General features: G+C 62.3%; 12 protein-coding genes. 10 read left to right on the forward strand and 2 right to left on the reverse strand.

Translation table 11 applies throughout. The features are described 5' to 3' along the window. The first annotated feature begins 129 nt into the window (after positions 1–129). The 4 genes from NTD84_RS00405 (at position 130) to NTD84_RS00420 (ending at position 2,812) form a co-directional block, all read left to right on the forward strand. Entirely contained in the window at positions 130–825 is a 696-nt protein-coding gene (locus NTD84_RS00405) for an OmpA family protein (RefSeq protein ID WP_262162644.1), read from the forward strand. 91 nt (positions 826–916) lie between these two features. Beyond that, on the forward strand, positions 917–1,636 hold the full coding sequence (locus NTD84_RS00410) for an OmpA family protein (protein WP_262162645.1): 720 nt from the start codon (positions 917–919) through the stop codon (positions 1,634–1,636). A 146-nt stretch (positions 1,637–1,782) separates the two neighbouring features. Beyond that, positions 1,783–2,061 carry a DUF1145 domain-containing protein gene (locus tag NTD84_RS00415; protein ID WP_262162646.1) on the forward strand — a complete coding sequence of 93 codons (279 nt, stop codon included), beginning with the start codon at positions 1,783–1,785 and terminating at the stop codon, positions 2,059–2,061. Continuing rightward, on the forward strand, positions 2,054–2,812 hold the full coding sequence (locus NTD84_RS00420; RefSeq protein ID WP_262162647.1) for a collagen-like protein: 759 nt from the start codon (positions 2,054–2,056) through the stop codon (positions 2,810–2,812). The genes NTD84_RS00415 and NTD84_RS00420 overlap by 8 nt, the downstream gene beginning before the upstream one ends. Before the next feature lie 95 nt (positions 2,813–2,907). Here the strand turns inward: NTD84_RS00420 and NTD84_RS00425 are convergent, their stop codons facing one another. Continuing rightward, positions 2,908–3,372, reverse strand: coding sequence for a CopD family protein (locus NTD84_RS00425; RefSeq protein ID WP_262162648.1), 465 nt, complete (start codon positions 3,370–3,372; stop codon positions 2,908–2,910). A 99-nt stretch (positions 3,373–3,471) separates the two neighbouring features. Here NTD84_RS00425 and dinG point away from each other — a divergent pair, with 99 nt between their 5' ends. The 5 genes from dinG (at position 3,472) to pdxH (ending at position 11,501) form a co-directional block, all read left to right on the forward strand. Beyond that, a complete protein-coding gene (dinG, locus tag NTD84_RS00430) occupies positions 3,472–5,616 on the forward strand; it encodes an ATP-dependent DNA helicase DinG (protein WP_262162650.1) in 2,145 nt (714 codons plus the stop codon). A gap of 96 nt (positions 5,617–5,712) precedes the next feature. After that, complete coding sequence (locus NTD84_RS00435) at positions 5,713–8,220, forward strand: beta-galactosidase (protein WP_262162652.1); 2,508 nt, start codon at positions 5,713–5,715, stop codon at positions 8,218–8,220. A 240-nt stretch (positions 8,221–8,460) separates the two neighbouring features. Beyond that, positions 8,461–9,606: a serine hydrolase domain-containing protein gene (locus NTD84_RS00440; RefSeq protein WP_262162656.1), complete on the forward strand. Its 1,146-nt coding sequence runs from the start codon at positions 8,461–8,463 to the stop codon at positions 9,604–9,606. Between the two features lie 113 nt (positions 9,607–9,719). Then, positions 9,720–10,829 carry an OmpA family protein gene (locus NTD84_RS00445; protein ID WP_262162657.1) on the forward strand — a complete coding sequence of 370 codons (1,110 nt, stop codon included), beginning with the start codon at positions 9,720–9,722 and terminating at the stop codon, positions 10,827–10,829. A 24-nt stretch (positions 10,830–10,853) separates the two neighbouring features. Further along, complete coding sequence (gene pdxH / locus NTD84_RS00450; protein WP_262162658.1) at positions 10,854–11,501, forward strand: pyridoxamine 5'-phosphate oxidase; 648 nt, start codon at positions 10,854–10,856, stop codon at positions 11,499–11,501. 5 nt (positions 11,502–11,506) lie between these two features. Here the strand turns inward: pdxH and NTD84_RS00455 are convergent, their stop codons facing one another. Then, complete coding sequence (locus tag NTD84_RS00455; RefSeq protein ID WP_262162659.1) at positions 11,507–11,743, reverse strand: hypothetical protein; 237 nt, start codon at positions 11,741–11,743, stop codon at positions 11,507–11,509. A 167-nt stretch (positions 11,744–11,910) separates the two neighbouring features. Between NTD84_RS00455 and NTD84_RS00460 the strand changes: the two genes are divergently transcribed. Then, positions 11,911–12,375, forward strand: a complete 465-nt coding sequence (locus NTD84_RS00460) for a glycine zipper 2TM domain-containing protein (RefSeq protein ID WP_262162660.1) — start codon at positions 11,911–11,913, stop codon at positions 12,373–12,375. Positions 12,376–12,600: the final 225 nt, after the last annotated feature.

A 12,600-nucleotide genomic window follows, 5' to 3' on the forward strand; every position in this document is an offset into this window, starting at 1 on the left:
CTCGCGCCAAAAGTGCCGATCACCCGCGAACGCGGGACAAAACTGCAATGGCCTATTGCTGGCGGAGATTAAAACTCGGGTCTTTACTCCCTGAATCGGTTCTAAGCCGATCCCTCAGGAGAAAACTAGATGAGCATAGTTCGGACAGCATTACCCTTGGTTCTGCTAACCAGTGTGTTAACTGGTTGCGCAGGTTTGCAGAAAACCGACTGGCCGACCTGTGCGGCAGTCGGCGGTGTCGTGGGTGCTGGCCTCGGCGCGACCGAAAGCTCGGCATGGGCCGGGTACGGTGCGCTGCTGGTCGGCGGGACGGCCGCGGCCTATTGCTGGGTTCACGGTGACGGCGACGAAGACGGCGATGGTGTGCCGGACAGCCGCGACAAGTGCCCGCATACGCCTAAAGGCGTGCAGGTCGATGCCGATGGTTGCCCTCCGCCAGTCCCTGCACCAGTGGTTGAAGAAGCGGTTGTGGTCAAGGAAGAAGTCATTGTCATCCGCGATGTTCACTTCCAGTTCGACAAGGCCACGCTCACTCCTTCCGACAAAGACGTCCTGAATAAAATCGCTACCCGACTGAAACAGGAAGCCTCCACCGCACAACTGACCGTGACCGGTCACACCGACAGCGTGGGCAGCGATGCTTATAACAAAAAACTGTCGGATCGTCGTGCGCACTCGGTGGTCGAGTACCTGATTGGCCAGGGCGTACCTCGTAGCGAGTTTGTGTCTGTGACCGGTGCCGGTGAAAGCCAGCCGGTGGCCGATAACAAAACCGCTGACGGCCGTGCGTTGAACCGTCGCACGGAAATCAAAATCAACCGCTAACCCCCCTCGCACTCCGCGGCTTGTGCAGTCGCGGATGCGGGTCTTTACTCCTGTGTGACCGGTATCTTCCGGTGACACAGGAGCTTTCAATATGAGCCTACTCCCAAGGACCGTCTTGCCGGTTCTGCTGCTTGGCAGCCTCTTGACCGGTTGCGCCACTCACAGCGATGGCACTGCCCCCCTCAATCAACGTACCTGGCCGGTCTGCAGCGTGATCGGCGGCCTGGTCGGTGGAGGCCTGGGCGCTTTGGAGAGTGGCGGTTGGGCGGCTGGCGGAGCGGCGCTCGGTATCTTGACCGGCGGCCTGATCTGTTACGCCCAGGACGGCGACGAAGACGGCGACGGCGTTTTCGATCGGCGTGATCGCTGCCCCGATACACCGGCCAATACCCCGGTCGATCATCATGGTTGTCCGCTCCCGCAGTATCCGGCCAGCGTGAAACCCGCCGAACCGGTCCCCACTGAAGTCATCACACTGAGCGATGCGGGCAACGTCCTGTTTGCTTTCGACAAGTCCGACCTGACGCCTTCGGCACAGAGTCAGCTGGATGCGTTGATGCCCAAACTGCAAAGCCCTGACGTTGTGAGCATCAAGGTGATCGGCCATACCGACAGCAAAGGGACGGACGCCTATAACCAGGCGCTCTCGGAACGTCGCGCCAGCAGCGTAGCGGCCTACTTGCTGAGCATGGGGCTGGCACCGAACAAACTCACCAGCGAAGGCAAGGGCGAAAGTGAGCCGGTGGCCGATAACGAAACAGACGAAGGCCGCGCGAAAAACCGTCGGGTGGAGTTGCATATCAATCGTTGAGCACTGTAGTAGAGCTGTCGGGCAGTCATCGTCACTGCCCGATGGCCATTCGGCGGCCCCATGAAGAATTTTCCGTTGCCCTCTGGCTTATCCCGCGTGGAAGCCGGTACTGTGCGCGCAAAGAATAATTCTCAACGGGGGCGCGTATGAAGGTGTTTTGGGGGCTGGGAAAGTTATTGACCCTGCTGTTCTGGCTGGTGGTGCTGGTCAATCTGATGACGCCGTTTGTCAATCCGCTGCACCTGTTGGTCAATCTGGCCGGTGGCGTGCTGGCGTGCCTTCATCTGCTCGAGGCGCTGTTCTGTTTCCGCAGCCTCCGGGGTCGTGCCCACCCTTGGCGTGATCGCTTGAGCATTCTGTTTTTCGGTGTTTTCCACCTGCAAACCATTCCGGCTCCTGCCCTTGCGAAGGCTTCCCATGCGTAAACTCTGTCTGCTCGCCGCACTCGTCAGCCCGTTCGCCTGTGCCCAGGTGGTCAGTGTCGAAACCAACTCCCTGATGCGCCTGCCCAACACCGCCAGTACTTTGCAGCTGGAACGCCTGGAAGTCGCCGACTATGGCACCTTGTTGATTCCCTCGAACGTGACGGAAGTCACCGTGGGGGAGTTGCACTTGGGACGTGAGGCGCGGATCGCCATCGTGCCGAGCGAGAACGCCCTTGCGTTGAAGGTCAATCGGGCCGAGCTGTCCGAAGGCAGCCAGATCACCGCGCGCGGTGCGCCGGGCACCTACCTCAAGGCGGCCCGTGCGGGGCGCAATCTGAATGTGCAGATCAAGGCGCTGAATGCACCGCTGTTGGCGGTCGATGCGCGCGGCGGTGCGGGGGCGCCGGGGTTCGTGGGTCTCGACGGCGCCAACGGTCAGGCGCCGGGCTGCACCTGGGGCCAGGCCGGTCGCGGTGCCGATGGCAGCAATGGCAGCGACGGTCAGCCGGGCGCACCGGGTGCATTGGTCCGACTGGAGGTGCCGCAGGATTATCCGGCGGAGCGGATCAAGGTTCAGGTGGCTGGCGGTGCCGGTGGTCTGGCCGGTCCTGGCGGCAAGCCGGGAGCGGGTGGCAAGGCCAAGGGTTGCATCGTCTATAAGGCCGATGGCGGCAAGAGCGGCAAGCCGGGCGCTGATGGGCAGCCGGGACCTGCGGGTGCAGCGGGGGCTGTGACGGTGCAGCGGTTGTAAGTGATTTCGGAAAATTTTGTTGGCTGATCAAATGTCTTCGCCAGGCCACGCTCCCACGTCGTAGGAGCGTGGCTTGCCCGCGAAGCTTTTGACTTTTAAAACATCGGCCGCGCCGCAGCAATCGCCACCAACACCAGCCCGACGATCAGATTGATCCCCACCAGCTTGCGAATCTTCCCCAGCACCGCAGCCCCCACCGGCCAATCCTGCGCCGCAACCGCCGCGCGCAACTCCGGCAACAACAACGCCTGAATCCGGATAAACAGCGCCGTCATCACCACGTACAAGCCCATCATGACCTGCACATAACGCGGTGCGGTCTCAAAACCGCTGTATTGCAAATGGATCATGCCCACGCCGCTGATCGGCAACAGCACCACCGCCACCCAGACCCAGCGGAAAAAACCCTGAAACACTTCAACCCACAGATTCAAGCGAGCCGGGCCCTCCAGGGCCTTCATCGCCGCAGGTCGCAAGACCATCCAGGCGAAAAACATGCCGCCGACCCAGACCAGGGCGGACAGCACATGCAGGGTATAAACGATGCCAAAAGGTGTCATTGGGGTACTCCGTTCTGCGCGGGATTAATTAGCGGGGTATGATAGCCGCCGAACCAAACCACTGAAAATTTATCCAGCGTTTTTTGCGCCCGACAATTCATGATCAGCACCGAACTCAAAACCACGATCCAGGGCGCCTACTCGCGTTTTCTCGAAGCGAAGAGCCTCAAGCCGCGCTACGGCCAACGCCTGATGATCGCCGAAATTGCCAAGGTCCTCGGTGACATCGACACCGACGACGAAGGCCGGCGCAGTGGCGATCCCGCAATTGTCGCGGTGGAAGCCGGCACCGGTACCGGTAAAACCGTGGCCTACAGCCTGGCGGCGATCCCGACGGCCAAGGCCGCCGGCAAACGCCTGGTGATCGCCACGGCCACCGTGGCCCTGCAGGAGCAGATCGTCTACAAGGACCTGCCCGACCTGATGCGCAACAGCGGGCTGAATTTCAGTTTCGCCCTGGCCAAGGGCCGGGGGCGCTACATGTGCCTGTCCAAGCTCGACATGCTGCTCCAAGAGGGCCACGCACAAACCGCCACGGCGCAGCTGTTCGAAGAAGAAGGCTTCAAGATCGAGGTCGACGAGGCCAGCCAGAAGCTCTTCACCAGCATGATCGAGAAGCTCGCCGGCAATAAGTGGGACGGCGACCGCGACAGCTGGTCCACCGCCCTGGAGGACGCCGACTGGGCGCGCCTGACCACCGATCACAGCCAATGCACCAACCGCCATTGCCCGAACTTCGGCCAGTGCGCCTTCTACAAGGCCCGCGAAGGCATGGGCAAGGTCGATGTGATCGTGACCAACCACGACATGGTCCTGGCGGACCTGGCATTGGGCGGCGGCGCCGTGTTGCCGGACCCGCGCGACACCATTTACGTGTTCGACGAAGGCCATCACCTGCCAGACAAGGCCATCGGCCACTTCGCTCATTACACGCGCCTGCGTTCCACCGCCGACTGGCTGGAAACCACCGCCAAGAACCTCACCAAACTGCTCGCCCAGCATCCGCTGCCCGGCGACCTGGGCAAGCTCATCGAGCAGGTGCCGGAGCTGGCCCGCGAGATCAAGACCCAACAGCAATTCATGTTCACCGCTTGCGAGCAGGTCGCCGATTTCAAACCCGGCGAGGACGTGGAAGGTCGCGAGCGGCCGCGTCATCGGTTCGTCGGCGGGGTGATTCCCGAGCACATGCGGGAAATGGGCGTCGAGCTGAAAAAAGGCTTCGCCCGCCTCACCGACCTGTTCACCCGCCTCACCGAATTGCTGAAGGAAGGCATGGACGGCGAGGTCAACATTGGTATCGCCAGCAATCAGGCCGAAGAGTGGTATCCGTTGTTCGGCAGCCTGTTGTCACGCTCTTCGGGCAACTGGGAGTTGTGGGGCGCGTTCACCGCGGAAGACCCGGAAGACAACCCGCCCATGGCCCGCTGGCTGACCCTGGCCGAAAGCGGTTCGCTATTCGACATCGAGGTCAACGCCAGCCCGATCCTCGCGGCGGAGATGCTCCGGCGCAATCTGTGGAACGTGGCCTATGGCGCGCTGGTGACGTCGGCGACCCTGACCGCGCTCGGCACCTTCGACCGATTCCGTATGCGTGCCGGCCTGCCGAAAAAAGCCGTGACCGCCGTGGTCCCGAGCCCGTTCCATCACGCTGACGCTGGCGTGCTGCGGGTGCCGGACCTGAAAGCCGACCCACGGGATGCACCGGCCCACACCGCGGCGATCATTCGCGATCTGCCGCAATTGGTGGAAGGCTCGCGCGGCACGCTGGTGCTGTTCTCTTCGCGTAAACAGATGCAGGACGTGTTCGACGGCCTCGACCGCGACTGGCGCAAGCAGGTGTTCATTCAAGGCAACCTGTCGAAACAGGAAACCCTGAACAAGCACAAGGCGCGAGTCGATGGTGGTGATTCCAGCGTGCTGTTCGGCCTGGCGAGTTTCGCCGAAGGGGTCGACTTGCCCGGCGCCTATTGCGAACACGTGGTGATCGCGAAGATTCCGTTCTCGGTGCCTGATGATCCGGTCGAGGCGGCGTTGGCCGAGTGGATCGAGGCGCGGGGCGGCAATCCATTCATGGAAATCTCCGTGCCGGACGCCTCGCTGAAGCTGGTCCAGGCCTGCGGTCGCTTGCTGCGCACCGAGGAGGACCGCGGCACCATCACGTTGCTCGATCGACGCCTGGTCACCCAGCGTTATGGCAAAGCCATTCTCAATGCGTTGCCACCGTTTCGGCGTGAAATTTCCTGATACACCGGTGGGCAAAATTGCCCGCCGCGTTGTCTACCTCTCTGCCATCGCTTTTCCATCTGGCCATTGTTGGTCGTTAGGGAGAACTTCGTTCTTATGATCCGCCGTTCGTTGCCTGCCGTTTTTGCCTTGCTGTTCGCAGCCCCTGTCCTGGCGGCCCCGGCCGGTCAGCAGACGCTGTTCAATTTTGTGCGCCCCGCTGACGTGGTCCAGGTGGCGACCCAGGACGCCAGCCTGCCGCAATCGAATGCCGAGCAGACCGCCGAGGGCGAAGTGCTGCGCCGGGTGACGTTCAACCCGGTCGCACAACCGACCCTGCGCCTGAGTCCGCAAACCGGCGCCTGGGATTGGTCGCAGTCGGGTGCGATGAGCCTGCGGATCCAGAGCGCAATGAGCTGGGCCGTGACGCTCTACGTGAAAGTCCAGAGTAACGATGGCAAGACGCTGACCAGCCGCGTCGACCTGCCAGCCGGCCCCGCGCAAACTTTGCTGGTACCGCTGCAGCCGAGTTCGCCGCTGAGCCTGGGCATGAAGGCCGGGCCACCAATGCCGATGACCGTCGACGGTCAGCGCATCCTGCTGGCCAGCAGCACCGGGGAGCTGGATCGCAGCCAGGTGGTGTCGGTGACCCTGTCGATGGACCAGCCGAAAGTCGCGCAGAGCATCCTGCTGGAGCGCTTCGGTGTGCAGGAAGGCGAGGCCGTGACCCAGGCCGTCTACGCCAATCTGGTGGACGCTTACGGGCAATCGACCCGGGCCAAATGGCCGGAGAAAGTCAGCAGCGACGAACAACTGAAAAGCGCCGCCGCCAAAGAACAGCAACAAACGAAAACCTGGCTGGCCGAGCGCGAGAAGGCGTCGCTGGATAAATTCGGTGGCTGGACCAAAGGCCCGGTGTTCAAGGCCAGCGGTTTTTTCCGCACCGAGAAACGCGATGGACGCTGGTATCTGGTGACGCCTGAAGGGCATCCGTTCTATTCGCTCGGGGTCAACACGGTGGCCCCCGACGTCAACCAGACGTACATCGCCGGTCGCGAGTGGATGTTCGAGTCGCTGCCTAAACCCGACGAGCCGCTGGCCGCTCACTTCGGTGAAGGCGACAACCGAGGCGGCAACGGGGTCGATCAGGGCCGTGGCTATAACGCCGGGCGCTGGTACGACTTCTATGGCGCCAACCTGCAACGTCTGTATGGCAATCCTTGCGCCCCGGCCAGCGCGACCAAGGCCGGTGTCGCGGAGGCGGCCAAGGCTGATGCGGTTGAAGCGACGGCCGAAAAAGCGGCTGAACCACCGGTCGCCGCGTCGACCGAATCCGGCGTCGCTGAAGCCGCCAAGTCCGGCGCCGAGGAGGCGACTGTCGCGAAAGCAGCCGAGCAGAAGCCTGCGGCACCGTGCACGGCGGTGGTCGACGAACAACGCTGGGCCAGTCATACCCTCGATCGCCTGCAAGCCTGGGGCTTCAACACCGTCGGCAACTGGAGCGCCCCGGCGCTGGCCAATGCTGATCGCGTACCGTACACCTTGCCGCTGTCGATCGTCGGCGATTACGCCAGCATCAGTACCGGAACCGACTGGTGGGGCGGTATGCCTGACCCGTTCGACCCGCGTTTCGCCATGGCCACCGAACGTGCCGTGGCCATCGCTGCCCGCGACCATCGCGACGATCCGTGGTTGATCGGCTATTTCGCTGACAATGAACTGGCCTGGGCCGGTCCCGGCGATGACCCGAAAGCCCGTTACGCACTGGCCTACGGCACCCTGAAAATGACCACGGACGTGCCGGCCAAGCGCGCGTTCCTCAAGCAGCTGCGCGACAAGTACCGCAATCAGGCGGGTCTGTCCAAAGCCTGGGGCATTGATTTACCCGCCTGGGAGTTGATGGAAGACCCGGGCTTCGTGCCGCCGCTGCCCAGCGCCGAACACCCGGAAATCGAGGCCGACTTCAAATATTTCCAGAAGGTCTTCGCCGACACGTACTTCAAGACCCTCTCTGACTCGCTCAAGTGGCACGCGCCGAATCAACTGCTGCTCGGCGGCCGTTTTGCCGTCAGCACGCCGGAAGCCGTGGAATCCTGCGCGCAGTATTGCGACGTGTTGAGCTTCAACATGTACACCCTGCAACCGCAGGACGGTTATGACTTCGCCCGGCTGCGCGACCTCGATAAACCGGTGCTGATCACCGAGTTCAACTTCGGTTCGGCCGATCGCGGCCCGTTCTGGGGAGGCGTGACGCAACTGGCCAGGGAAGAAGACCGTGGCCCGGCGTACGCCAATTTCCTCAAGCAGGCACTGAGCGAGCCGTCGATTGTCGGCGTGCACTGGTTTCAGTACCTGGATCAACCGGTGACCGGTCGTCTGCTGGACGGTGAAAACGGTCACTTTGGCTTGGTCGGCGTGACCGATCTGCCGTTCCAGGGCTTTGTCGACAGCGTGCGCAAGAGCAATCTCGCGACCGTTGATCAGCTCGGTAAAGAGGCGGAGAAGGCCAAGGCCGAGGCGGATAAGGCCAGTCATGACGCCGCGGGCGGTCGTAAGGGCGAGGCCGGGAAAGGCGCGGAGCAGGGCGCCGGGCATGCGGGTGGGCATTCCGGGAACGGGCACTGAGGCCTGCGACACCGCGTTATCATTCTTCGCGGACAAGCCCGCTCCCACACTGGATCGTTGGTGCTGCAATGATCCCATGTGGGAGCGGGCTTGCCCGCGAAGGCGCATTCAAAAACACCACCCACCTTAAGGCTCACACCCAGGCCAAAGCGACCGCCCAGCCCAACCCTGTTCCCAAAACCGCCAATGGCTGGAACAATGCCCGCCACTTTATGTAACGATTGTCCGAGGAAGTCGCGGGTGCAGATTCAGGGTCATTACGAACTCAGGTTCGAAGCGGTGCGCGAAGCTTTCGCCGCGTTGTTCGACGATCCCCAGGAGCGTGGCGCAGCGTTGTGCATCCAGGTCGGTGGCGAAACCGTCGTCGACCTCTGGTCCGGCACCGCCGACAAGGATGGCCTCGAAGCCTGGCACAGCGACACCATCGCCAACCTGTTTTCCTGCACCAAGACCTTCACCGCGGTCACCGCGTTGCAGCTGGTCGCCGAAGGCAAGCTGCAGCTGGATGCCCCGGTCGCCCGCTACTGGCCCGAATTTGCGGCCGCCGGCAAGGAGTCCGTCACGCTGCGTCAGTTGCTTTGCCATCAGGCCGGCCTGCCGGCGCTGCGCGAGTTGCTGGCCCCGGAAGCACTCTACGACTGGCAAACCATGGTCGATGCCCTGGCGGCTGAAGCGCCCTGGTGGAAGCCGGGCACCGCCCATGGTTACGCCGCGATTACTTATGGCTGGCTGGTCGGCGAGTTGCTGCGGCGTGCCGACGGTCGTGGGCCGGGGGAGTCCATCGTGGCCCGCATCGCCAAGCCTTTGGGGCTGGATTTCCATGTCGGCTTGGCGGACGCAGAATTCCATCGTGTGGCGCACATCGCCCGTGGCAAGGGCAATGTCGGCGATGCCGCGGCCCAGCGCCTGCTGCAAGTTACGATGCGCGAACCGTTGGCCATGACCACGCGGGCGTTCACCAACCCGCCGTCGGTCCTGACCAGCACCAATAAACCCGAATGGCGGCGCATGCAGCAACCGGCGGCCAATGGCCACGGCAATGCCCGCAGCCTGGCCGGGTTCTACGCCGGACTGCTCGACGGCAGCTTGCTGGAAAGCGAAATGCTCGACGAGCTGACCCGCGAACACAGCCTCGGCGACGATAAGACCCTACTGACCCGAACCCGATTCGGCCTGGGTTGCATGCTCGATCAACCGGACGTTCCCAACGCGACCTACGGCCTCGGCCCACGGGCGTTTGGCCATCCGGGGGCGGGCGGTTCCATTGGTTTCGCTGATCCGGAGCACGACGTCGCTTTCGGTTTTGTGACAAATACCCTGGGGCCTTACGTTTTGATGGATCCGCGCGCGCAAAACCTAGCGCGGGTATTGGCCACTTGTCTGTAAATCGCGCTCAAGGGTTCCAGGGCCGGAACCCGAAGGCCTTTATGTTTTCCAAGCGTCTGTTTATCCGGGTCATGCCGGCCTTTTTTTTATGACTTCATTTTTGTGGGTATCCAATGTCATTCAATAAAACCACCCTTGCTTTGGCCCTGTGTGTTGCAGTCACCGGTTGTGCACAGACTCCACATAATGATTCGGATGGCAGCAGCTGGTGGCCGTTCGGTTCCTCCGACAAAGTCGCGGCGAAAACGCCGGCTCCTGCTCCCGTCCCGGCTCCCGTGAAACCCGTGGCTGCGGCACCGGTTGCCAAGACAGAAAGTTCCAACCCTTGGTACTGGCCTTTCGGTTCTGAAGACGTTCTGGATAAGAAACCTGAGGTAAAACCGGAAGCCAAACCGGTCGAAGTGGCCAAGGCTGATGCCGAGGCGGGTGGTAAATGGTGGTGGCCGTTCGGCGGCAAAGAGCAGAGCACCGCCAAGGTCGTGCCGATGCCTGATCCAAAAGTCACCCAAGCCTGGCTCGACGACTACGAACCACGCCTGCGCACGGCGATCAAGGACAGCAACCTGCAACTCGAGCGCCGTGAAAACGTGCTGGTGGTCACTGCGCCGGTAGAAGGCTCGTTCAACCCTGACCGTCCGGCCATGCTGCTTCCGGTGACCCTCGGCCCGTTCACCCGCGTAGCGAAAATTCTCGAAGTCGACCCGAAGACCGCTGTGCTGGTCCTCGGCCATAGCGATACCTCGGGCGCGGCACCGGCCAACGTGAAACTGAGCCAGGAACGTGCGCAAGCCGTGGCGGCGATCTTCCGCCTCAGCGGTCTGCAGCGCGATCGCCTGATGCTGCGCGGCATGGGTGGCGAAGCCCCGCGTGCGGCCAACGACAGCGTTGAAGGGCGTGCCTTGAACCGTCGTGTTGAACTGCTGGTGACTCCGCAAAACACCATGGTTGCGCTGCTGAGCAAATACAACATGCCGGCCCCGGCGCCGGTGAAAATGGTTGCGGCCCAGGACGTCAAGCCAGCAGCCGTGCCGGTTACCCCGGCCCCGGCCGCGAAGAAAGCTGACGTGTCTGCGGCGAAAAAAGCCCCGGCCAAGAAAGCGGCCGCCAAGGCTCCCGTCAAGAAGGCACCGGCCAAAGCTGCAACGCCAGCGAAAAAGACCACGCCGGCCAAAGCCGCCACCGCCGACAAGAAAGTCGCCGCCGCCGATGCCGACAAAAAGTGATTCGTTAATCAAAAGGAATGCGCCATGACCCAGGGCCTGGCTGATATGCGTCGCGACTACACCCGAGACGGCCTGACCGAGGCGCAAGCCCCGGCCGAGCCCTTCGCGCTGTTCCATCAGTGGTTTGCCGACGCGGTGAAAACCGAACAGGCGCCGGTGGAAGCCAACGCCATGACCCTGGCCACCGTCGACCAGGACGGTCGGCCGCACTGTCGCGTTCTGCTGCTCAAGGGCCTGGACGAGCACGGCTTCACCTTCTTCACCAACTACGACAGCGCCAAGGGTCAGCACCTGGCCGCGAACCCTTTCGCGGCCATGACCTTTTTCTGGCCGGCCCTGGAGCGTCAGGTGCGTATCGAGGGGCGGGTGGTGAAGGTCACGCCGGAGGAGTCCGACGCCTATTTCCAGGTCCGGCCGCTGGGCAGCCGTCTTGGCGCCTGGGCGTCACCGCAAAGCCGGGTCATCGCCGATCGTGGCGAACTGGAAGCGCTGCTCAAGTCCACCGAGCAACGTTTCAGCGATACACAACCCCATTGCCCCGCGCATTGGGGCGGTTATCGCCTGCTACCTGAGCGCATCGAATTCTGGCAGGGCCGTTCGAGCCGTCTGCACGACCGCCTCAACTATCGTTCCCAGGGCGCCGAGTGGATTCTTGAACGTCTGGCACCCTAGGCAGTCTACCGTCCGGGATAGCCTGCCGCAGCGGCCTCCAGCCACTGAGGCAGGTCCTGACGCTTGATCTTCTGCGCTCGCGCGTTCGCCAGTTGCCGAAGCATAAAGACTTTCTTATGCTCGTCGTTACCAGCCAAGGCTAACGCCAGATCGCGGTCCATCCAGCGTTTGATCCGTACGTACAACCATCCGTGGAAGTACAGACCGGCGACAGTGGTGACGACAACGATGAAGTAATCCATGACAATCCCTGGGTCAGCGGCGCAAATTCGATATTTGCCGCTACTGTTTGTTGAGTTCGTGGAGGCGCCTGTACCTGGCCTGAATCAAACCAATCTTATCCGGGCCACGTCGTGACAGGCGTCAAGCTGCGGGGTTTAATGAATACCTGTCTTTTGGAGTTGATGCTATGCGTAAGTCTGTTCTGCTGGTTGCTTCCTTTTCCACGATGGCAATGTTGCTCACTGGCTGCCAATCGAGCTTGACCGGTGACTCCTATTCCCGTGACGAAGCGCGTCGTGTGCAGACCGTTCGCATGGGCACCATCGAATCCCTGCGTCCGGTGAAAATCGAAGGCACCAAGACCCCGATCGGCGGCGCTGCCGGTGCAGTTGTCGGCGGTGTGGGTGGTAGTGCCATCGGCGGCGGCCGTGGCAGCATCGTCGCAGCCGTCATTGGCGCGGTGGCTGGTGGTCTGCTCGGTTCGGCCACTGAAGAAGGCCTGACCCGTACCCAGGGCGTGGAAATCACCGTTCGCGAAGACGATGGCAGCATGCGCGCCTATGTGCAGCAGGTTCAGGAGAATGAAGTGTTCCGCGTTGGCGAGCGGGTGCGGATTTCGACCGTGGACGGCACGAGTCGCGTTTCGCACTAAGCGGGAAACGGATATGAAAAACCCCGATCAGGTAACTGGTCGGGGTTTTTTATTGATAGCCAACTTTCTCCCTGTGGGAGCGAGCTTGCTCGCCAGGGTCGTTAACGATAACGCGGAAAACCAGGCACCCTGCGGCGCACTTGAATCCATCGCCAGCAAGCCGGCTCCTACAGGATGTTGTGTAACCGAGCCCATCACACTGTAGGAGCGAGCTTGCTCGTGAGG

Origin of the sequence: Pseudomonas sp. 14P_8.1_Bac3 (genome assembly GCF_025466085.1) — a bacterium.
In the GTDB taxonomy this organism is placed as follows: domain Bacteria; phylum Pseudomonadota; class Gammaproteobacteria; order Pseudomonadales; family Pseudomonadaceae; genus Aquipseudomonas.